The organism is Amycolatopsis sp. 195334CR (assembly GCF_017309385.1).
Classification (GTDB): Bacteria; Actinomycetota; Actinomycetes; order Mycobacteriales; family Pseudonocardiaceae; genus Amycolatopsis.
This window is the reverse complement of sequence record NZ_JAFJMJ010000001.1, coordinates 507902-529352: the sequence shown is the minus strand read 5'-3', so window position 1 is coordinate 529352 and position 21451 is coordinate 507902. Positions and strand designations below refer to the sequence as shown.

General features: G+C 71.3%; 20 protein-coding genes. 11 read left to right on the top strand and 9 right to left on the bottom strand.

Annotated elements, in window-relative coordinates; all coding sequences use genetic code 11:
- Positions 1–134: 134 nt before the first annotated feature.
- Positions 135–269, bottom strand: a complete 135-nt coding sequence (locus tag JYK18_RS47425) for a hypothetical protein (RefSeq protein ID WP_277992144.1) — start codon at positions 267–269, stop codon at positions 135–137.
- Positions 270–370: 101 nt separating this feature from the next.
- Between JYK18_RS47425 and JYK18_RS02540 the strand changes: the two genes are divergently transcribed.
- Positions 371–694 (top strand): hypothetical protein, encoded by a 324-nt coding sequence (locus JYK18_RS02540; RefSeq protein WP_206800224.1) that lies wholly within the window; start codon positions 371–373, stop codon positions 692–694.
- Here JYK18_RS02540 and JYK18_RS02535 read toward each other — a convergent pair.
- A complete protein-coding gene (locus tag JYK18_RS02535; RefSeq protein ID WP_206800223.1) occupies positions 664–1797 on the bottom strand; it encodes a C40 family peptidase in 1134 nt (377 codons plus the stop codon). The two genes, JYK18_RS02540 and JYK18_RS02535, sit on opposite strands and share 31 nt — an antisense overlap.
- A gap of 2 nt (positions 1798–1799) precedes the next feature.
- Positions 1800–2753, bottom strand: a complete 954-nt coding sequence (locus tag JYK18_RS02530) for a nucleoside hydrolase (RefSeq protein WP_206800221.1) — start codon at positions 2751–2753, stop codon at positions 1800–1802.
- Between the two features lie 54 nt (positions 2754–2807).
- Between JYK18_RS02530 and JYK18_RS02525 the strand changes: the two genes are divergently transcribed.
- On the top strand, positions 2808–3572 hold the full coding sequence (locus JYK18_RS02525; protein ID WP_206800211.1) for an acyltransferase: 765 nt from the start codon (positions 2808–2810) through the stop codon (positions 3570–3572).
- Positions 3573–3709: 137 nt separating this feature from the next.
- Positions 3710–4915, top strand: a complete 1206-nt coding sequence (locus tag JYK18_RS02520; RefSeq protein ID WP_242579603.1) for a M14 family zinc carboxypeptidase — start codon at positions 3710–3712, stop codon at positions 4913–4915.
- On the opposite strand, the gene ilvA is transcribed toward JYK18_RS02520, so the two are convergent.
- Entirely contained in the window at positions 4912–6174 is a 1263-nt protein-coding gene (gene ilvA, locus JYK18_RS02515) for a threonine ammonia-lyase IlvA (RefSeq protein ID WP_206800200.1), read from the bottom strand. The genes JYK18_RS02520 and ilvA overlap by 4 nt on opposite strands.
- Positions 6175–6293: 119 nt before the next feature.
- Positions 6294–7718 carry a short-chain fatty acyl-CoA regulator family protein gene (locus JYK18_RS02510; protein ID WP_206800191.1) on the bottom strand — a complete coding sequence of 475 codons (1425 nt, stop codon included), beginning with the start codon at positions 7716–7718 and terminating at the stop codon, positions 6294–6296.
- 222 nt (positions 7719–7940) lie between these two features.
- Here JYK18_RS02510 and aceA point away from each other — a divergent pair, with 222 nt between their 5' ends.
- The 3 genes from aceA (at position 7941) to JYK18_RS02495 (ending at position 12073) form a co-directional block, all read left to right on the top strand.
- On the top strand, positions 7941–9227 hold the full coding sequence (gene aceA, locus JYK18_RS02505) for an isocitrate lyase (RefSeq protein ID WP_206800189.1): 1287 nt from the start codon (positions 7941–7943) through the stop codon (positions 9225–9227).
- 128 nt (positions 9228–9355) lie between these two features.
- Positions 9356–10957 (top strand): malate synthase A, encoded by a 1602-nt coding sequence (gene aceB / locus JYK18_RS02500; protein WP_206800187.1) that lies wholly within the window; start codon positions 9356–9358, stop codon positions 10955–10957.
- 132 nt (positions 10958–11089) lie between these two features.
- Entirely contained in the window at positions 11090–12073 is a 984-nt protein-coding gene (locus tag JYK18_RS02495) for a M28 family metallopeptidase (RefSeq protein ID WP_206800185.1), read from the top strand.
- A 257-nt stretch (positions 12074–12330) separates the two neighbouring features.
- On the opposite strand, the gene JYK18_RS02490 is transcribed toward JYK18_RS02495, so the two are convergent.
- Positions 12331–13584 carry a glycosyltransferase family 4 protein gene (locus JYK18_RS02490; protein WP_206800183.1) on the bottom strand — a complete coding sequence of 418 codons (1254 nt, stop codon included), beginning with the start codon at positions 13582–13584 and terminating at the stop codon, positions 12331–12333.
- 71 nt (positions 13585–13655) lie between these two features.
- On the opposite strand from JYK18_RS02490, the gene JYK18_RS02485 reads away from it, so the two are divergent.
- The 5 genes from JYK18_RS02485 to JYK18_RS02465 all read left to right on the top strand — a co-directional run bounded on the left by JYK18_RS02485 (position 13656) and on the right by JYK18_RS02465 (position 18575).
- A complete protein-coding gene (locus JYK18_RS02485) occupies positions 13656–15377 on the top strand; it encodes a glycoside hydrolase family 2 protein (protein ID WP_206800181.1) in 1722 nt (573 codons plus the stop codon).
- Positions 15378–15453: 76 nt separating this feature from the next.
- Positions 15454–15861, top strand: coding sequence for a pyridoxamine 5'-phosphate oxidase family protein (locus JYK18_RS02480; protein ID WP_206800179.1), 408 nt, complete (start codon positions 15454–15456; stop codon positions 15859–15861).
- Entirely contained in the window at positions 15858–16496 is a 639-nt protein-coding gene (locus tag JYK18_RS02475; protein ID WP_206800177.1) for a response regulator transcription factor, read from the top strand. The genes JYK18_RS02480 and JYK18_RS02475 overlap by 4 nt, the downstream gene beginning before the upstream one ends.
- A gap of 51 nt (positions 16497–16547) precedes the next feature.
- A complete protein-coding gene (locus tag JYK18_RS02470) occupies positions 16548–17567 on the top strand; it encodes a GAF domain-containing sensor histidine kinase (protein ID WP_206800173.1) in 1020 nt (339 codons plus the stop codon).
- Positions 17568–17675: 108 nt separating this feature from the next.
- On the top strand, positions 17676–18575 hold the full coding sequence (locus tag JYK18_RS02465) for an NAD(P)H nitroreductase (RefSeq protein ID WP_206800171.1): 900 nt from the start codon (positions 17676–17678) through the stop codon (positions 18573–18575).
- A gap of 132 nt (positions 18576–18707) precedes the next feature.
- On the opposite strand, the gene JYK18_RS02460 is transcribed toward JYK18_RS02465, so the two are convergent.
- From JYK18_RS02460 to JYK18_RS02450, 3 genes are read right to left on the bottom strand one after another with little or no spacing between them, the layout of a single operon-like run.
- Positions 18708–19193 carry a glutathione peroxidase gene (locus JYK18_RS02460; RefSeq protein WP_206800169.1) on the bottom strand — a complete coding sequence of 162 codons (486 nt, stop codon included), beginning with the start codon at positions 19191–19193 and terminating at the stop codon, positions 18708–18710.
- 10 nt (positions 19194–19203) lie between these two features.
- Positions 19204–20664 carry a glycoside hydrolase family 57 protein gene (locus tag JYK18_RS02455; protein WP_206800167.1) on the bottom strand — a complete coding sequence of 487 codons (1461 nt, stop codon included), beginning with the start codon at positions 20662–20664 and terminating at the stop codon, positions 19204–19206.
- Positions 20661–21425: a class I SAM-dependent methyltransferase gene (locus JYK18_RS02450; RefSeq protein WP_206800165.1), complete on the bottom strand. Its 765-nt coding sequence runs from the start codon at positions 21423–21425 to the stop codon at positions 20661–20663. The genes JYK18_RS02455 and JYK18_RS02450 overlap by 4 nt, the downstream gene beginning before the upstream one ends.
- Between the last annotated feature and the right edge of the window lie 26 nt (positions 21426–21451).

Here is a 21451-nt window from a genome sequence, read left to right as displayed (position 1 = left end):
CGTGACGGGAAGGGGGAGCACCCACGTCGATACAGCGTTCATGGGTCTCACCTCCTCGGGCGGCGTCACGGATCGAGCGCAAGTTACAAGTGCACGCGGCGGTCCGTCCACTCCTTTTGCCGGGGCCGGTCTGCTCAGTCGACGGTCGGGGTTCGCGGTGTGACCGCTTCGCGCAGTTCGGCGGCGGCTCGGGCGACGAGTTCGGACAGGGTCGCGCCCGGGGCGGCCAGCCAGCGGGAGGTGGCGCGCCGGGAGATGGCGATCGCCACGTCGATGATGAAGCGCGCCTCGCCGGAGTCGACGCCGCGGCGTCCAGCCGGGTGAGCTGCTGCTCGTCCACGGCGCGGGCTCCACCGTGGGCGAGGCGGCGGTGCGCTTCGCGCTGCACCGGGGTGCCCGGGTGATCGCTACCGCCGGACCGAGACGGGCCGCCGCACTGGAAGAGATCGGGGCCCAGGTGACCGGTTACGGCAATGGCATGGCCGAACGCGTTGCCGCGCTGGCTGGTGATGGCGTTGCCCGGCTGGCCGGCGAAGGCGTGCTGACCGTCTCGGTCGCCCGCTCCTACCCCCTCGACCAGATCCACGAGGCCGCCGAGCTCAGCCAGTCACGCCGGCCCGGCGGCAAGCTCACGCTCGTCTGCGCGCGGAACCAGATGGAGCCTCAGACCGCCGGGCGCCCCGCACCCGCGTAGTCGTCGCCGGGGCGGCGGTAGGCGTGGACCTGGACGGCCTGCCCGAAGGTCGGCGCATCCACCATCTGCTTGTTGCCAACGTAGATGCCGACGTGGTGGATCTTCGTCGACGGGTTGCCGAAGAACACCAGGTCGCCGAGCTGCGGCTCCTCCTCGACCGGCACCAGCGGCACGCTGCCGTACTGCCAGTGCGCGGTGCGCTTGAGCGTGATCCCCGCGTTGCCGTAGGCCGCGGTGGTCAGGCCCGAGCAGTCGAAGCCCTCGTGCCCGCCTTCGATGCCGTTGCCGCCCCACACGTACGGCAGGCCGATCTTCTCGATGGCGAAGTAGACCGCCTTGAGCACCGAGGTCTTCGGCGGCGCGTCGGTCTTCGCGACCGTGCCGTAGACGTTCGCGGTGGCCAGCACGCGGTGCAGGAACAACGGCGCGTCCTGCAGCGAACCGACCGCGTTCCACCAGGTGGGACCGTCGGACAGGTCGCGGCCGCCGTCGGCGCACAGGGCGCGGGCGGCGGTCAGCGCGGCGTCGTCGAGGTTCTGCGGATCCGGGGCGCCCGCGCCGCTCGCGCTGCGCGCCCACTTGTCCCAGACGGCCGGGGTGAGCTGCATCGGGCCGTTGGCGTCCGGCTCGGAGACCACCTTGCCGTTGAAGTCCAGCAGGTCGACCGTGCCGATCGGCTGCGCCGGGCGGCCGTCCTCGCCGATCACGCCGCCGACGCGCCCGTGGTCGCTGGCGTTCTTGCCGATCCCGGCCAGCGTCACCCAGGACACGTGGCAGCCGGGCTGCTCCTGGCCCATGGTGATGGTCGCCTTGGCGTAGGCGAGCATCGAGCGCTGCGGGATCTCCAGCCAGGTCGAGTACTGCGCGGCCCAGTCGTCGAGCTGCTTGCCCGGCGACGCGGGCAGTGCCGCGCCCGGCTGGGGTTGCGGTTGCGACGGCGCGGGCAGCGGTGGCTCCGGGGACGCCGGGGGAGCGGCGGTGTTCGCCAGTGGTGCGCTGTCCTGGCGGTTGGCCAGCACGAAGATCCCGGTCGCCACGGCCACCGCGACCAGCGCGATGACCAGCGCCCGCCGGATCGGCCGCTGCCTGGTTTCCTCCGCCACCACTACCCCCTGATCCCGTCGAGCACGAACTGGCGCAGGCCGTCGAGATCGGTGTCGACGGCGACTTCGATCGACGCGCCTTCCGGCTCGCCGTTGGCTTCCCGGTGTGTCCAACGACGCTGGTCCAGCAGGGTCGCGCCGCGGTACGGGCCGAACGAGCAGTCCACGTCCACCGGGAACCGCTCGGTCTCCAGCAGCCCCGGCCGGATCGCCTCGGCCACCGCGACCGCGTCGTGCAGCACGATGCCGTCGTAACCGAGTTCCTTGCGGTAGTGGTCGAGGTAGTCGCCGGTGAGCGAGACGAGCACCTCGCCGACGGGATCCCCGTCGGCCAGCTCGGCCAGCCAGTCGGTGGACACCGCGCAGCGGCGGGTCAGGTCCATCGGCACCAGCGTCACCGGCACGCGCTCCTCGACCAGCACCCGGCGGGCGGCCTCGGGATCGGCCCACACGTTGAACTCGGCGGCGCCGGTGATGTTGCCGCGCCCGATCGCGCCGCCCATGATCACCAGCCGCCCGATCCGGTCCCGGATCCGCGGGTGCGCGGCCAGCAGCAGGGCGATGTTGGTGAGCGGGCCGATCGGCGCGATGGTCACCGGCTCGTCGGCGCGCTCCAGCAGCGAGACCAGCATGCTGACCGCGTCGGCGGTCTCCAGCTCGCGCTCGGCGGCGGCCAGCGAGGACGACCGGCCGGACAGCCCGTCCGCGCCGTGCACCGAGGAGGCCCGGCTCTGCGCGTGCACCAGCGGGCGCTCGGCCCCGGCGGCGACCGGCACGTCGGCGCGGCCGAACAGGTTCAGCAGGCGGCGGGCGTTCTCCGTGGTCGAGGCCAGCGGCACGTTGCCGAACACCGTGGTCACGCCGATCAGGTCGACCTCGCGGCTGCGCGCGGCCAGCGCCAGCGCGAAGGCGTCGTCGACCCCGGGATCGGTGTCGATGATCAGTTTCGTCCCCACTCGCCCGCTCCCTGGTCTGTCACCCGCCGACGGCTACAGGTTACGGTCAGCCCCATGACATCCATGTGGGGTTCCCCGGTGGTGGCCAGGGCGAAGGCGTGGCGGCGCGCGCGGCGCGACCCTCGGCAGGCCCGGTTCCTCACCGCCGACTCGCTGCGCTGGGTGCTGCGCAACCGGGCGTTCACGCCCTGGTACCTGGTCCGGTACTGGCGGCTGCTGAAGTTCCGCCTGCTCAACCCGCACATCATCCTGCGCGGCATGGTGTTCCTCGGCAAGGACGTGGAGATCCACTGCCGCCCCGGGTACGGGCGGCTGGAGATCGGCCGCTGGGTGCACATCGGCGACGGCAACGCGATCCGCTGCCACGAGGGTTCGCTGCGCATCGGGGACAAGGCCGTGTTCGGCAGGCAGAACGTGGTCAACGGTTACCTCGACATCGAGCTGGGCGCGGCCACGCTGGTCGCCGACTGGGTCTACATCTGCGACTTCGACCACGTGACCACCGACATCACGCTGCCGATCAAGGACCAGGGCATCGTGAAGTCCCCGGTGCGGATCGGGCCGGACACCTGGATCGGCACCAAGGTCTCGGTGCTCAAGGGCACCCGGGTGGGCCGGGGCTGCGTGCTGGGCGCGCACGCGGTGGTGCGCGGCGACATCCCGGACTACGCCATCGCCGTCGGCTCACCAGCGCGCGTGGTGCGCGACCGCCGCGCCGACTACGAGGCCGATGCCGAACGCCGGGAGGCCGTCCGCGACATGGCCCGCAAGGCGGACAAGGCCCTCGAAAAGACGCTGCGCGACCTCACCTCGAACTAGCGGCAAACCGGACGAACGGAGGATTCCGTTCGTTGCTGTAACTAACTAGCATCGAGCCCCACCCCGAAGTGGAGGAGCAGCTCGTGCGCGTACGCAGACGTTCAGCCTTCGTCCTGGTCACCCTGTCCAGCATCGCCCTGCTCGGCACCGCCGCGCCGGCCGTCGCCGCGCCGGACGACGGCCTCTACACCGCCGCCGCCCAGTGCAGCGAAACCCCGCGCGAGCTGCCGGTCAACGAGTTCACCGACCACCGCGAACTCGGCATCGAGCTCGACCGGATCGAGCGCGCCAGCGGCGGCAAGGTCGAGGTCGACCAGCTCGGCCGGAGCAACCGCGGCCGCGAGATCTACTCGGCGCGCGTCGGCACCGGCCCCAAGGCCGTGCTGCTGACCAGCGAGATCCACGGCAACGAGAAGACCGGCACGGACGCCATCCTCGACCTGCTGGACTTCGTCGGCACCAGCGATTCGGCCAAGGCGAAGCGCTGGCGCAGCGAGCTGACCATCGTCGCCATCCCGAAGATGAACCCGGACGGAGCTGAACTCGACCGCCGCGGGAACGACATGTCGTGGCAGGAGGTCACCGCGCGCCACCCGCAGCTGCGGGGCGTCCAGCCCGCGTGGAACTACTACACCGGCTCGCTGCAGGGTGACGACTACTCGCAGCGGCCCGGGTTCGACATCAACCGCGACTACAACCCCGACCTGAACTACGTGCCGCGCAAGGAGGACTTCCCCGGCACCTCGGCGCAGACCGGCTGGTACCTCTCGCCGGAGACCTCCATCGTGCGGGACGTCTACCGCGGCCTGACCGCCGAGTTCGGCAAGGTGGACACCTACGTCGACCTGCACCACCAGGGCGCCTGCTACGTGATGCCGGACGACCCCGACGAGTTCGTCACGCTGTCCATCTCCGGCAAGTTCGTCGACGACCCGGCCACCACGCCCGGCTACGAGAAGTACGCCCCGAAGTACGACCTGAAGTACTCGAAGCAGCTGAACGTGGCGGTGAACAACGCGCTGCAGGGCGCGGCGAACAACCGGCCGGTGTTCGGGAACATCACCCTGTACCCGCAGGACACCAACCTGCCCGGCACCGGGCTCGGCTCGTTCGCGCTGAACGGCAGCGGCACGGTGTTGTTCGAGGTGCGCGGGCAGACCCAGACGCTGGGCCAGAAGCACCGCGCGGTGCTCACCAAGTCCGTCTACATCGGACTGGACGGCATGCTGTCCTCGATCGCCAGCGGGCACGTGCGGAACCTGGACCCGGCCGAGTACGACCGGATCCCGCCGCGTGGCCCCAACATCGGCACCGCGGCCGCCGAAGCCCGGTTGGACGACTAGAGCAGGAAGTGAAACAGGGGACTGCCCGGTTCCACCCGTTCCACCTGGAGCGGGCTGGCTTCGAGGCGGTCCAGCAGGCCGGGCAGGTCGGCCGGGCGCTCGATCTCGATCCCGATCAGCGCCGGGCCGGTCTCCCGGCTGTTGCGCTTGACGTACTCGAACAGGGTGATGTCGTCCTCCGGGCCGAGCACCTCGTCGAGGAAGCGGCGCAGCGCACCGGGTTCCTGCGGGAAGCCGACCAGGAAGTAGTGCTTGAGTCCCTTGTGGACCAGTGACCGCTCGAGGATCTCGCTGTACCGGCTGACGTCGTTGTTGCCGCCGGAGACCACGCAGACCACGGTCTCCCCGGCGCCGATCTCCACGGTCGCGCCGAGCGCGGCGCTGGCCAGCGCGCCGGCGGGTTCGGCGATGATGCCGTCGGACTGGTACAGCTCCAGCATCTCGGTGCACACCCCGCCCTCTTCGACGGTGGTGAGCTCGGCACCGCTGTCGCGGATCAGCGGGTAGGTGACCGAACCGGCGAGGGCCACCGCGGCGCCGTCGACGAAGGAGTCCACGGTGTCGATCCGCACCGGCCCACCGGCTTCGAGCGCGGCGGCCAGGCAGGCGGCCCCGGCGGGCTCGACGCCGACGATCCGGGTCGTCGGGTGGCGTTCGCGCATCCAGGTGACGATCCCGGCGAGCAGCCCGCCACCGCCGACCGGCACCACCAGGACGTCCGGCGCGAAGCCCAGCTGCGCGACGATCTCGCGGGCGACGGTGCCCTGCCCGGCGACCGTGCGCGGGTCGTCGAAGGCGGGCACCAGGGTGGCGCCGGTGCGCTCGGCCTCGCGCTTGGCCTCGGCGGAGGCGTCCTCGTACGAGTCGCCGGTGACGATGACCTCGACGTGCGCCCCGCCGAGCGTGGCGATCCGCTCCCGCTTCTGCCGCGGTGTGGTGCGCGGCACGAAAACGCGGCCGTTGGCCCCGAGCCGGCGGCACGCGTAGGCGACGCCCTGCGCGTGGTTGCCCGCGCTGGCGCAGACCACCCCACGGGCGCGGACCGCCTCGTCGAGCTGCACGATGAAGTTGTAGGCACCGCGGACCTTGTAGGAGCGGACGGTCTGGAGGTCCTCGCGCTTGAGCCAGACCCGGGCGTTCATCTGCGCGGAGAGCCGGGAACTGGGTTCGAGCGGGGTCCTGGTGACCACCCCGGCCAGCCGTTCCGCGGCCTGATCGACCAGTTCCGCGCTTACTTCCGCCGTGCGCACACCCTGCATGCCGGGGAACCTACTCCGGGCACGCGCTGCCCCGATCGGGGGAGGGGCGTGCAGTGAATGTGGCTTTCACAGCGTCAGGCGCAGTGAAAGCCACATTCACTGCACGCCGCCAGCCACGTTCACGGCTTCGGCACGGCGGGGTACGGCACGAAGGTGCTCGTGTTCTCGTCGACCGTCAGCTGCTTGCCGATCGTCGGGAAGGCGCGTTGCGGGCAGGCCGGGCGTTCGCAGACCTTGCACCCCATGCCGATCGGCGTGGCGGCGGCCCGGTCGTCCAGGTCCAGGCCGGTCGAGTAGACGAGCCGCCGCGCGTGGCGGAGTTCACAACCCAGGCCGACGGTGAACATCTTCCCCGGCGACCCGAAGCCGCCGATGTTCCGCGAGATCGTCCGCGCGATCCAGAAGTAGCTCTTGCCGTCCGGCAGCGACGCGATCTGCGTCAGGATCTTGCCCGGTGAGGTGAACGCCTCGTAGATGTTCCACAGCGGGCACGCCCCGCCGACGCGGGAGAAGTGGAACCCCGCCGCCGACTGCCGCTTCGACATGTTCCCCGCGCGGTCCACCCGCACGAACGAGAACGGCACCCCGCGCATCTTCGGCCGCTGCAGGGTGGACAGCCGGTGGCACGCCGTTTCGAAGCCGACCCCGAAGTGGTCGCACAACCGCTCGATGTCGTACCGGTACTCCTCGGCCCGCCGGTAGAACTGCTCGTACGGCAGGATCAGCGCGCCGGCGAAGTAGTTCGCCAGCCCCACCCGCGCCAGCGAGCGCGCGGCCGGACCGGAGAACGCCCACGAATCGGCCAGTTCGGCGATCAGGTCGTCGTACTCCAGCAGCGCGATCTGCGAGGCCATGCGGAACGCCTGCTGCCCGACCCGCAGGCTCGGCGCCATCCGCAGCACCCGCGCGTGCGGCTCGTACCGGTGCTGCTCGCCGACCGCCTCGTCGATGCCCTCGCTGGTGACGTGCACGCCGTAGCGCTCGGTCAGCCGGTCCCGCAGCGCGGACAGCACCTCACCCCGGCGCAGCGGCAGCTCGGCGGCCATCCGCTCGGCGCGTTCGTCCAGCTCGGCGACGTAGTTCTCGCGTTCGTAGAAGAAGTCGCGCACCTCCTCGTGCGGCAGCGGACCGGCCGCGCTGCCGTGCACCCCGCTGCCGTCCTCGGCCACCAGCGCCGCGGTGTTCTCCACCGCGTCCCGGTACCGCCGGTGCAGCCGGACCAGCGCCTGGGCGATCGACGGCAGGTTCGTCGCCAGTTCGTTGATCTCGCCGGTGGTGGCCTGCACGCCGAGCGACTCGTCGAGCAGGGCTTCGCGCACGTCGGCGACCAGGCGCGCGGTGTCGTTGTTCGCGAAGAACTCGGCGTCCACGCCGAAGGCCTGGGTGATGCGGAACAGCACCGGCACGGTCAGCGGACGGGCGTTGTGCTCGATCTGGTTGAGGTAGCTCGGCGAGATCTCCAGCAGCCGGGCGAGGTCGGCCTGGCTCATCGAGCGCGTCTCACGCAGGTGGCGCAGTTTCGCGCCGGCGAAGGTTTTGTCCACTGAACCGGTCCTTTCCGGAAGGTTTCCCGGCCTGAACGATCAAGTAAACGATCAAGCTCGGGGGATTCCGCAGGTCTGCGAACTACGTGTTCGCAACCTTCGCTCGCATGCTACGAAAAGTTTGCAAAATTTGGCAAATTGGAGCTCTAGGCGCGTTTCCGCAGCACATGTCATGGTCGGAACAGGAAGCGAGTAATCGCAAAGTTCGCAAAGGTGGGAAAGATGGCTGACACGGTCAACAGGGAGCAGGCGGCGGCAGAGCTTGCGAAGCAGTGGGAGACCGACCCCCGCTGGCAGGGTGTGGACCGTACCTACAGCGCGGCCGACGTGATCAAGCTGCGCGGCAGCGTGGTCGAGGAGAACACGCTCGCCCGTCGTGGCGCCGAGAAGCTGTGGAACCTGCTGCACACCGAGGACTACGTCCACTCGCTGGGCGCCCTCACCGGCAACCAGGCGGTCCAGCAGGTGCGCGCCGGGCTCAAGGCGATCTACCTGTCGGGCTGGCAGGTGGCCGCCGACGCGAACCTGTCCGGGCAGACCTACCCGGACCAGAGCCTGTACCCGGCCAACTCGGTGCCCGCGGTGGTCCGCCGGATCAACAACGCGCTGGGCCGCGCCGACCAGATCACCTGGGCCGAGGGCAACACCGACATCGACTGGTACGCCCCGATCGTCGCCGACGCCGAGGCGGGCTTCGGTGGCCCGCTCAACGCGTTCGAGCTGATGAAGGGCATGATCGCGGCCGGTGCCGCGGGCGTGCACTGGGAGGACCAGCTGGCCTCGGAGAAGAAGTGCGGCCACCTCGGTGGCAAGGTGCTGATCCCGACCAAGCAGCACGAGCGCACGCTGAACGCCGCCCGCCTGGCCGCGGACGTGGCCGGCGTGCCGTCGCTGATCATCGCCCGCACCGACGCCCAGGCCGCCACGCTGATCACCAGCGACGTGGACGAGCGCGACCAGAAGTTCATCACCGGTGAGCGCACCGCCGAGGGCTTCTACAAGGTGCGCAACGGCATCGAGCCGTGCATCGAGCGCGGCCTTGCCTACGCCCAGTACGCCGACCTGCTGTGGATGGAGACCTCCGAGCCCGACCTGGAGGTGGCCCGGAAGTTCGCCGAGGCGATCAAGGCCAAGTACCCGAACCAGCTGCTGGCCTACAACTGCTCGCCGTCGTTCAACTGGAAGAAGCACCTGGACGACGCGACCATCGCGAAGTTCCAGCGCGAGCTGGGCCACATGGGCTACAAGTTCCAGTTCATCACGCTGGCCGGCTTCCACGCGCTGAACTACTCGATGTTCGACCTGGCCAAGGGCTACGCGAACGAGGGCATGACCGCCTACGTGGACCTGCAGGAGCGCGAGTTCGCTTCGGAGGAGCGGGGTTACACCGCCACCAAGCACCAGCGCGAGGTCGGCACCGGCTGGTTCGACCAGGTGGCCACCGCGCTGAACCCCGACAGCTCGACCACCGCGCTGTCCGGCTCCACCGAAGAGGCCCAGTTCCACTGAGCCCCGGCCAGTCCCCGGAAGCCGCCGGGCCCGGCCCCCCGTAGTCGCCCGCACGACTGGGGTGGCCCGGCGGCTTCCCTTCCCCTTCTTCTCCTCTCCCGCGAGAAAGCCAGTTCCGGAGGAACCAGATGTCCGACAAGCTCGCCTACCGCATCGACCTGACCGGCCCGAGCGCCGACCGGTTCGACGAGATCCTCACGCCGGCCGCGGTGGAGTTCGTGGCCAAGCTGGACAACGAGTTCGCCGGCCGTCGCCGTGAGCTGCTCGACGAGCGCCGCCTGCGCCGGGAGAAGCTGGCCACCGGCGAGGAGAAGCTCGGCTTCCTGCCGGAGACCGCGCACATCCGCGCCGACGAGTCGTGGCAGATCGCGCCCGCCGCGCCCGGCCTGGAGGACCGCCGGGTGGAGATCACCGGGCCGACCGACCGCAAGATGACGGTCAACGCGCTCAACTCCGGTGCCAAGGTCTGGCTGGCCGACTTCGAGGACGCCAACGCGCCGACCTGGCACAACATGATCGACGGCCAGATCAACCTCTACGACGCGATCCGCCGCGACATCGACTTCACCGGCGAGAACGGCAAGCGCTACGTCATCGGTGACGAGCCGGCCACCATCGTCGCCCGCCCGCGCGGCTGGCACCTGGTGGAGAAGCACATCCGCATCGACGGCCGCCCGGTCTCGGCCAGCCTGGTCGATTTCGGCCTGTTCTTCTTCCACAACGCGCGCCAGCTGCTCGCCCGCGGCCGCGGCCCGTACTTCTACCTGCCCAAGCTGGAGAACCACCGCGAGGCGCGGCTGTGGAACGACGTCTTCCGCTTCGCCCAGCGGGAACTCGGCCTGCCGCAGGGCGCGATCCGGGCCACCGTGCTGATCGAGACGATCACCGCCGCGTTCGAGATGGACGAGATCCTCTACGAGCTGCGCGAGCACGCGGCCGGGCTGAACGCCGGGCGCTGGGACTACATCTTCAGCGTGATCAAGAACTTCGGTGACCACGGTGCCGACTTCGTGCTGCCGGACCGCGCGCAGGTCACCATGACCGTGCCGTTCATGCGGTCCTACACCGAGCTGCTGGTGCGGACCTGCCACAAGCGCGGGGCGCACGCCATCGGCGGCATGGCCGCGTTCATCCCCAGCCGCGACCCGGAGATCAACGCGAACGCGCTGGAGAAGGTCCGCCAGGACAAGGAGCGCGAGGCCGGGGACGGCTTCGACGGTTCGTGGGTGGCGCACCCCGGCCTGGTCCCGGTCTGCCGCGAGGTGTTCGACGGCGTGCTCGGCGGCTGGCCGAACCAGCTCGGCAAGCTGCGCGAGGACGTGGTGGTCACCGCCGAGGACCTGCTCGACGTGGCCAGCGCGGGTGGTGAGGTCACCGAGGACGGCCTGCGCGCGAACATCAACGTCGGCCTGCGCTACCTCGACTCGTGGCTGCGCGGCACCGGCGCGGCCGGTATCTCCAACCTGATGGAGGACGCGGCCACCGCGGAGATCGCGCGCTGCCAGGTGTGGCAGTGGATCCGCAACGGCACGAAGCTGGCCGACGGCACCGCGATCACCACCGAGCTGGCCTTCGAACTGCTGCGTGAGGAACTCGGCCGCATTCACGCCGACCTGGGGGCGGGCAACCGCCTCGACGACGCGCGGGACATCTTCGTCGAGACCGCGCTCGGCGAGAAGCTGCCCGCGTTCTTCACCACCTCGGCCTACGCGCGGTACCTGACCGCGTAGTACCTGTCGAAAACATCCGGAACCCGCAACTTTAGGTACGCCTACTTAGCGGGTTCCGGATTGTTTTCACGTTCGGCCACCAGGCAGGCTCCGGCGAGTCGGACATCTCCCCCTCGCCGAGGAGCTCTCGTGATGAAACTGCGTCACGCGCTGGTCCTGGTGGCCGCTTCCGCACTGCCGATCGCCGTGCTGACCGCGCCCGCCTCCGCCGCGCCCGTGCTCGCCGCGCCGGACATCCCGGTGGCGAACGTGCAGGCCCACCTCACCGCACTGCAGCAGATCGCCACCGCGAACGGCGGCAACCGGGCCCACGGCCGGGCCGGGTACAAGGCCTCGATCGACTACGTGAAGGGCAAGCTCGACGCCGCCGGGTACCAGACGCAGCTCCACACGTTCAGCTACAACGGCGCCACCGGGTACAACCTGATCGCGGACTGGCCGGGCGGTGACCCGAACAACGTGATCATGGCCGGTGGGCACCTCGACAGCGTCACCGTCGGGCCTGGCATCAACGACAACGGCAGCGGTTCGGCCGGGTTGCTGGAGGTCGCGCTGACCGTGGCCAAGCAGAACCTGCAGCCGCAGAAGCACCTGCGCTTCGGCTGGTGGGGTGCCGAGGAGCTGGGGCTGATCGGCTCGACGCGGTACGTGAACAGCCTGACCTCGGCGCAGCGCGCGGTGATCAAGGGCTACGTGAACTTCGACATGACGGGGTCGCCGAACCCGGCGTACTTCGTCTACTCGAGCTCGGGGCAGCCCGCCGGGTCGACCACCATCGAGAACACGCTGAAGGCCGGGTTCCAGGCGAAGGGCGTGCCCACCGAGCCGACCAGCGTCGGCGGGCGGTCCGACCACGCCGCGTTCGCCAGGGCCAACATCCCGACCGGCGGCACGTTCAGCGGGGCCGAGGGGATCAAGACCTCGGCGCAGGCCCAGAAGTGGGGTGGCACGGCCGGGCAGGCCTACGACCGCTGCTACCACCGCTCGTGCGACACCACGAGCAACATCAACGCCACTTCGCTGGACCGGCACACCGACGTCATCGCGCACACGCTGTGGACCCTGAGCGGCGCCCCAGCCCGCGCGGCGGCAGACTGCGTGCGCTGCCCGATCTAGCGGCCCGTCCAGCAGACCAGCCCTCGTGGCCGCGTGACTGGAGCCGCGACCACGGGGGCTCTTCACTCCCGCTCACCAGTGGCGCCCGCCCCTCCCCGCTCCCGCCGCGCCTCCGCCCCCGCCCCGCGTCCGCCTCGCCCCCGCCCCGTGTCCGCCTCGCCCCCGCCGACGCTGTGAATGTGGCTTTCACTGCCGAATCCGCAGTGAAAGCCACATTCACAGCACCAGACCGGCGCCTCGGGGGCGCCCCCGGGGCGTCAGCTGGGGAAGGCGTTGCCGGTGGCGATTTTGGGGCGGCCCAGTACCTCGGGTTCGGAGATCCGCGCCCGGCGGTAGACGGCCGCGGTGTCTTCGGCGATCCGGCACCAGTCGAAGTCCGCGGCCAGCCGGGCCTGCGCGGCGGCGGCGCGGCGCCGCGCGGCCCGGTCGTCCGCCAGCACGGCGTCCACCGCGGCGCCGAGCGCGGCCACGTCACCCGGGGTGAACGCCAGCCCGGTCACCTGGTCGACGACCACCTCACCGAGCCCGCCCGCGGTCGACGCCACCAGCGGCGCCTTCGCCGCCGCGGCCTCCAGCGCGACGATCCCGAACGGCTCGTACCGGCTCGGCAGCACCACCGCGTCCGCCGCGGACAGCACCGCGCGCAGGTCCCGGTCGGACAGGTGGCCGACGAACTCCACCGCCCGCCGGATGCGCAGCTTCTTCGCCTGCTCGACCAGCTCCTCCAGGTGCCGCCCCTTGCCGGCCACCACCAGCCGCGTGCCGGGGTGGTCGCGCCGGATGCGCGGCAGCGCGGCGAGCAGGTCCTGGACCCCCTTCTCCCACTCCAGCCTGCCGAAGTAGAGCAGCAGGGGAGCGCCTTCCGGGCTGTAGGTCCGCCGCGCGTGCTCGATCTCGGCGGCGGGCACCTGCCAGCCGCGCTCCTCGATCCCGTTGTGGATCACGGTGATCTCCTCCGGCGACACCTCGAACAGGTGCCCGACCTCCGCGCGCATCGCCTGCGAGCAGGTGATCAGCGCGTCGGACCGGTTCGCCAGCCACCACTCGACCGAGTGCACCTGCTGGTTGAGCGGGTGCGACAGCCACCCCGAGTGCCGCCCGGCCTCGGTGGCGTGGATGGTGCCGACCAGCGGCACCCGCGCGGCCTCGGCCAGCGCGATCGCCGGGTGCGTGACCAGCCAGTCGTGCGCGTGGACCACCTCGGGCGACCAGCCGCGGAGCAGCTCGGTCCCGGCGCGGATCATCGCGTGGCCCATGGCCAGCGTCCAGGCCACCAGATCGCGTTCGAAGGTGACGTGCATCGGGTCCTCGGCGACCCGGATGATCCGCACGCCCTCGACCACCCGATCGGTCTGCGGGTGCGTCGAGGCGTCGGTGCCCGCCACGTGCCGGCACAGCACCACCACCTCGTGCCCGTCGCGGACCAGGTGCCTGGCCAGCGCGTGGACGTGCCGGGCCAGACCGCCGACGACAACCGGCGGGTACTCCCAGGAGAGCATCAACACGCGCATGAGGGGCAGGTTACTCGTGAGTCAAGCCGGTCCCGTGCGGCCGTGGCCGATCTTTGCCAGCATCGGGGGTGATGAGCACGGACTGGAAGCCCGCGGAGACCGTTCTGCCCACCCCATGGACGCACGAGGTCGGCCCGGACAACGCCCTGCCCGAGTACCCGCGCCCGCGCCTGGTCCGCGAGCGCTGGCTGAACCTCAACGGCCTCTGGGAGTACACCACCGAGCACCGCCGCGGCGAGCGGATCCTGGTGCCGTACCCGCCGGAATCCGCGCTGTCCGGCATCGGCAGGCACGACGACCTGATGTGGTACCGCCGGACCTTCGAAATCCCCGGTGACTGGGCGGGGGAGCGGGTACTGCTGCACTTCGGCGCGGTCGACCAGTGCGCCACCGTCTGGGTGAACCACCAGCTGGTCGCCGAGCACGAAGGCGGCTACACCGAGTTCAGCGCGGACATCACCGACGCGCTGCGGGCGGACGGACCGCAGGAGGTGCTCGTCCGCGCCGAGGACCGCGTCGACATCGGCACCTTCCCGCTGGGCAAGCAGCGCCGGGCCCCCGGCGGCATCCTCTACACCGGTGCCTCCGGCATCTGGCAGACCGTCTGGCTGGAGCCCGTCCCGGCCGACCACGTCCGGCGGCTCGACGTCGACAGCGACCTGACCGGGCTCACCGTCACCCCGCGCGTGTCCGGCGGTGACCGGGTGGAGGTCGTGGTCAGCACGCCGGACGGGGACGAGGTCGCCCGCGCCGACGGGCCCGCCGGTCGCGCCATCCGCGTCGAGGTGCCGTCCCCGCGCCTCTGGTCGCCCGACGACCCGTACCTGTACGACCTGACCGTCCGGCTGGGCGACGACGTGGTCCGCGGGTACGCCGGGCTGCGCACCATCGGCGTCGCCCGCGACGAGCGAGGACGGCCGCGGATCGCGTTGAACGGCCGCGTCACCTTCCTGCACGGCCCGCTCGACCAGGGTTACTGGCCCGACGGCGTCTACACCGCGCCCACCGACGACGCGCTGCGCTTCGACCTGGAGCAGACCAAGGAACTCGGCTTCAACTTCGTCCGCAAGCACGCGAAGGTCGAGCCCGCCCGCTGGTACTACTGGGCCGACAAGCTCGGCCTGCTGGTCTGGCAGGACATGCCGTCCCTGCCGGTGGTGCTGGACAACCCGCCGGGACCGCAGGCGCCGCCCGTACCGGAGGCACAGCGGCGGTTCGAGGCCGAACTGCTCGAACTGATCGACCAGCTGCGCGGGGTCACCTCGCTGGTGGGCTGGGTGCCGTTCAACGAGGGCTGGGGCGAGTACGACACCGTGCGGATCTCCGCACTGGTGCGCGAAGCCGACCCCACCCGCATGGTGAACGCGAGCAGCGGCGTGAACTGCTGCCATTCGCACCACGACACCGGCGCGGGGGACATCTACGACGACCACACCTACGTCGGCCCCGGCCGCCCCGAAATCATCGACGCGCGCGTGACCGTCGACGGCGAATACGGCGGACTGGGCCTGGTGGTGCCGGAGCACACCTGGCCCGGCCCGCCGATGGCGTACGAGATGACCGGCAGCCCCGAGGAACTGACCCGGCGCTACGCCGAAGTGAGCCGCGAACTCGCGCGACTCGTGCCCGCGGTGGGCCTTTCGGGTGCCATCTACACCCAGACCACCGACGTGGAGAACGAGGTGAACGGATTTTTCACCTACGACCGCCGGACGGCGAAGCTCGACACAGCGGTGGCCGCGGCACACAATCGAAAGGCGATCGAGGCGGGCAGCCAGCCCCAAGATCGGTGACTTTCGGCCCTTTCCCCGGCCGGACCGGGTTTGCCAGGTTGAGCCGGTGCGTCGGGGAAGCACACCGGAGGTCGACATGGGCGGTTCGCGCGCGGAGTCGCTGAGCCACGGCGAATGCCTGCGCCTGCTGGAAAGGGCCGGGGTGGGGCGGGTGGTGTACACCAAGCACGCGATGCCGGCGATCGATCTGGTCGCGTACACGATGCGCGAGGGCGCGGTGATCATCCGCAGCCCGGAGCACAGCGAGCTGCCCGCGGCGCTGCGCAACGCCGTGGTGGCCTTCCAGGCCGATCGGCTCTCCGACGACCTGACCGCGGGCTGGACGGTGAGCGTGGTCGGCCACGCCACCGAGATCTCCGACGACGCGGAAGTGGCCAGGCTCTCGGCGGCCGCGCGCACGCCGTGGCCGACCTCGGCCGCCGACCGGTTCCTCAAGATCACCGTGAAGCTCGCGTCCGGCACCCGGATCGGCAACGGGCGATGATCCGCGTCTTCCTGGTCGACGACCACGAGGTGGTCCGGCGCGGGGTGGCCCACCTCCTCGAAGCGGACCCGGACCTGGAGGTGGTCGGCGAAGCGGGCACGGCTGCGCAGGCGATGGCCAGGATCCCCGCGCTGCGCCCGGACGTCGCGGTGCTCGACGTGCGCCTGCCCGACGGCAACGGCGTGGAGCTGTGCCGCGACCTGCGTTCGCGCCTGCCCGGGCTGAACTGCCTGATGCTCACCTCGTTCACCGACGAGCAGGCCATGCTGGACGCGATCCTCGCCGGTGCCGGTGGGTACGTGATCAAGGACATCGACGGACTGCGGCTGGTCGCCGCGGTGCACGACGTCGGCTCCGGGTTGTCCCTGCTGGACAACCGCGCCGCCGCGGCGCTGATGGCCAAGCTGCGCGCGGACGTGGCGGTCGACGGCCCGCTGGCCGGGTTGTCCGATCGGGAACGGGAACTGCTCGGGTTCATCAGCGACGGGCTGACCAACCGCCAGATCGCCGCGCGGATGAACCTGGCCGAGAAGACCGTGAAGAACTATGTTTCGCGGCTGCTCACGAAACTCGGCATGCAGCGGCGCACGCAGGCCGCGGTGCTGGCCACCCGGTTGCGCGGGCAGCGGCGCTGATCCCCTGACCGGCGCTGTCTTTCGGCGGCACCGGGTGCGAATCTGGTTCGCGTGACCGAAGGCGAGGTCCTGCGACTGGTGGTGGTCCGCGCGCTGGAGCTGATCGGCGCCGACCACGTGCTGCTGGCGCTGCCCGACGACGGTACCGCCGAACTGGTGGTGGTCGCCTGTGCCGGCGCGGACGAGGCCGGGTTCGACGGCCTGCGCCTCCCGCTCGACGGCACGATCGGCGGAGCCGCCTTCCGCACCGGGAAAGCCCGGCGCGCGGTGACCCCGGGGCCCGGGCTCGACGAGCGGTCCGGCGCGGCGCTGGCCGTTCCGCTGTCCAGTGCGGACGAGCCGCTCGGTGTGCTGATCGCCTTGCGGGACAAGGGGAAGCCGGTGTTCACCGCGGACCGGGTGCCGTTGGCGACCGGCTTCGCCGAGCAGGCCGCGCTGGCCGTGCGGACCGCCCGCGAGCACGTGCACGGGCACGAGCTGGACCTGCTCAACGAGCGCGACCGGATCGCCCGCGAACTGCACGACCACGTGATCCAGCGGCTGTTCGCGGTGGGCCTTTCGTTGCAGGGACTCGGCCGGTCCGCGGAATCGCCGGAACTCCGGCGGCGGCTGACCGAAAGCGTGGAGGACCTGCAGGAGGTGGTCCGCGAGATCCGCAACACCATCTTCGACCTGCACGGCGACCCGGCCGGGGCGACCTGGTTGCGGCGGCGGCTCCAGCAGGTGATCGACGAGCTGACCGAGCACTCCGGGGTCCGGGCGATCGTGCGGATGTCCGGTCCGCTCAGCGTGCTCCCGCCCGAACTGGCGGTGCACGCCGAAGCGGTGGTGCGCGAGGCGGTGGGCAACACCGTGCGGCACGCCATGGCGCGGTCGGTGACCGTGGCGGTGGCGGTGGAGAACGAACTGAGCATCGGCGTCACCGACGACGGCACCGGCATCTCACCCGACTCAGTCCACAGTGGACTCGCGGCGCTGGCGGCCCGGGCCGCGGACGCCGGTGGCACGCTGCACGTGCAGGCTTCGCCCGAAGGGGGCACCCGGCTGCTCTGGTCGGTGCCGCTGCCCTGACCGGTACCCCCGGAAGTCCCTGCCTTCCGGGGACTTTCGGCCCTGCGTCCCCGGGCACCGGCCGTGCGATGGTCGTTGGCGAACCCTTCCCGGTGGAGGAGGCGCGTGATGGACCCCGGCTACCCCGACGAGCGGACCGTGCGAACCGCGATCGAGCTGGCCGTGCGCGCGCCCTCGGTGCACAACTCGCAGCCGTGGCGGTGGCGCCTCGGCGGGCGGACGGTGAACCTCTACGCCGGCCGCGACCGCCAGGTGGCCGACACCGATCCACGCGGGACGGACCTGCTGCTCGCCTGCGGGGCCGCGCTGCACCACCTGCGGATCGGGTTCGCCGTGCAGGGCTGGCGCACCCGGGTCTACCGGCTGCCGGACCCGGCCGAACCGGAGCACCTGGCCGCGATCGAGCTGTACCGCGGTGAGCCGGGTTTCGACGAGGTCGCGCTGGCCGCGGCCATCCCGCGGCGGCGGTCCGACCGGCGCCGCTACGAGAAGCGGCAACCACCGGAGTCGCACCTGTCCCTGATGATCGACCGCGCCGAGACGACCGGTGTGCAGGTGCGCGCCGCCACGGACCGCAGGGCGCGGCCACAGCTGGTGCGGGCGCTCGCCGAATGCGCCCGCTACCAGCTGCTGGGACCGGCCGTGCTGCTCGAACTCGCCGCCTGGCGCGGGCACTGGCCGCCGAGCGTGCCGGACTACGACCACGAATCGGTGCTGCTGGTGCTCGGCACCCAGGCCGACGACCGCCTGGCGCGCCTGCGCGCGGGGGAGGCGCTGAGCGAGGTCCTGCTGTCGGCCACCGGGCTCGGCCTGGCGAGCTGCGCGCTGACCGACCCGCTCGGGCTCATCGACGTGCGGCCGATCCTGGCGAAGGAACTACTGGACGGGGCGCACCCGCAGGTGGTGTGCCGCGTGGGCTGGGCCCGGCTGAACGCCGAACCGCTTCCGGCCACCACACGGCGACCGCTCGACGAGGTGGTGCAGAACTTCGCCGCGGTCGCCGTGTGACCAAGGGCCGCGGAGGGGCCGGCCCGGCGTGCACAGCCGCCGGCCCCTCCCGGCCCACCAAGCCAATCCGAGTGGGTGTGGCCGGGGGTTCCGCGCGGAGTGCTCGCCGCACGGCACCCCCGGCCCCCACGCTCAGGGCAGCGCGGCCTCGATGGCCTTGACCACGGCCTCGTCCTCCGGGTCGGTGCGCGGGCGGAACCGCGCCAGCACCGTGCCGTCCACGCCGACCAGGAACTTCTCGAAGTTCCACTGCACGTCGCCCGCTTCACCGTCGGCGTCGGCCACCGAGGTCAGCGACGCGTACAGCGGGTGCTGACCCCCGCCGTTCACCTCGATCTTCGAGAACAGCGGGAAGGTCACGCCGTAGGTGGTGGAGCAGAAGGTCCGGATCTCCTCGGCGCTGCCCGGCTCCTGCCCGGCGAACTGGTTGCACGGGAACCCGGCCACCGCGAAACCCCGCGCGCCGAAGCGCTCCTGCAACTTCTCCAGTCCGGTGTACTGCGGCGTCAGCCCGCACTTCGACGCCACGTTCACCACCAGCAGCACCTTCTCGCCGAGCGCGCCGAGCGTGGTCGGCTCGCCGTCGAGGGTGTCCACCGGAATGTCCTTGATGCCCATCAGAACCCCATCACAGATCGCGGGCATCCAGGTGCCCGAACGGCCGGTCCGAAGCGGACAGCGCGCGCCCACCGGCCAGCGCGTCGAAACGCTCGGTGTGCACCCGCGCCCGCCGCCGAGCGTAGTCGGCGGCGGAGTCCTTGGTGACCATGAACGCCCAGTCGCTGGACAGCGCCAGCAGGGCCTCGGTCACCAGCTGGTCGCGCACCGGGTCGCGGTACCCCGGTGCCGGCGCGGGCAGCGCGAGCAACCGGCGCTGCAGCTCGGTGTTCGCGGTGACCATGTCGGCGACCTGCTCGCCGTCCCACACCCGCCAGTCCTTGCCCGAACCCCACGAGGACGCGGGAAGTTCCACCGGCGCGCCCAGGTGCCCGGCGTTCAGCGCGCCCTGCAGCGTGGTCACCCGCACGCCCGCTTCCGGCAGCGCCCGCAGCACGGCCTCCAGCCACGCCGGGCCCTCGTGCCACCAGTGTCCGAAGAGCTCGGTGTCGTAGGCCGCGACCACCAGCGACTCGCGGCCGTGCTGCTCGCGCAGCGAACGCAGCCGCGTCACCACGGTGTCCACGAAGTCCTTGACGTGCAAGCGAAGCGTGTCCGCGGCGAGGGCCGGGTCGTAGGGCGCCTTGGCCACGGGCTCGACCTGCTTGCCGGTGACCCGCGACGGCTTGAGCCCCACGTTGTGGTCCCAGGTGTGGAAGTCCCGGTACGAACCGTGCCCGGGGTAACCGGCCTTCGGCGACCAAACCCGGTACGTCACCTCGAGATCGCGGCCGAAGGCGACCACGTCCGACGAGCCGACGGTGCGTGCCGCCGACGTGTCGCCGCGCAGGGACGGCCCGTCGACGAGGAACCGCTGGACGCCCGCGGCCGCGTAGTCGGCCTCCATGCCCGGCGCGTACCCGCATTCCGGCGCCCAGATCCCGGCCGGGCGGTGCCCGATGCGCAGCCGCGTGTCGGCGAGCCCGGTGCGCAACGCGAAGGCCCGCACCCGCGGGTCGAGCAGCGGCTGGAACGGGTGGGTGGCCGGGCCGCCGAGCAGTTCGATCGTTCCGGCGTCCACAAGGGACCGGAGCACCGGCGAGAACCCGTGCCGCCACCGGGTTTCCAGTTCCTCGCTCGCGCGATCGGCGGCGCGGTGCTCGGCCGCGGCCAGCGAGCGGAGCAGCGGGTCGCCCGACCACAGCGTGGACGCGTGCCGCGCGCGCAGCTGCCAGTCCCCGAGCCAGTGGTGGAAGGCCCGCAGGCAGTACGGGTCGTCGAGCTGCGCGGCCAGCACCGGGGTGACGCCCAGGGTGAGCACGTCGCGCTTGCCCTCGTCGGCGAAGCGGCGCAGCAGGTCGACCACCGGGAAGTAGGAGTGCGCCCAGGCCTGGTACAGCCACTCCTCGCCGACCGGCCAGGACCCGTGGTGCGCCAGCCACGGCAGGTGGCTGTGCAGCACCAGGCAGAAGGTGCCCTCGTGCTCGTTCACGGCCGCACCGCCACGGCCACCAGGTCCAGGCTCGCCGCGAGGTCGTCCCCGTGCACCACGAAATCCCCGGTGCGGATGGAATCGACGTCGGCGAGCAGTTCGGGCGGCCACACCGCCTGACCCGGGAGCGAGCCCATCACCACGTCCAGCTGCGCCTGGATGATCGAACCGCCGTAGCGCTCGTCGAGCGCGCGCACGGCCGGGCCGTGGTGCAGCCCGTGCAGCAGTTCCACCTCGAACCCGGCGTCGCGCAGCAGCTCGTCCAGTTCGGCGGGCGCGAGTTCCCTGGTGTGGTAGGGATTCAGCGGCACGTCGCTGTCCGGGGTGAAGGTGAGCCGGTTCGGCGTGGTCACCAGCAGCCGCCCGCCCGGCCGCAGCACGCGCAGGCATTCGGCGAGGAACCCGCCCTGGTCCCAGAGGTGCTCGATCACCTGGAAGTTCGCCACGACGTCCACAGTGGACGAACGGAGCGGGAGGCAGGCGAGGTTGCCGCGGATCACCTCCAGCGCCGGGTAGCGGCGGGCCACGTGCGCGGTGGTCGGCTCGTCGTAGTCCAGCGCGAGCACCCGCGGCGCGGAGGTGGCGATCAGGCCGGCGCCGTAACCTTCGCCACAGCCCGCTTCGAGCACGGTCGCGCCCGCGCAGTAGGGGAGCAGGGCGGCGTAGGCGGCCTCGTGGCGCCTGAACCAGTAGTTCTCCTCGGGAACGTCCGGCACGGTGCGTTCTCCGGTGAGGTGCAGGGCCTCGGCGGGGGTGGTCACCGGATCACCCTGTCACATTCGGCGGG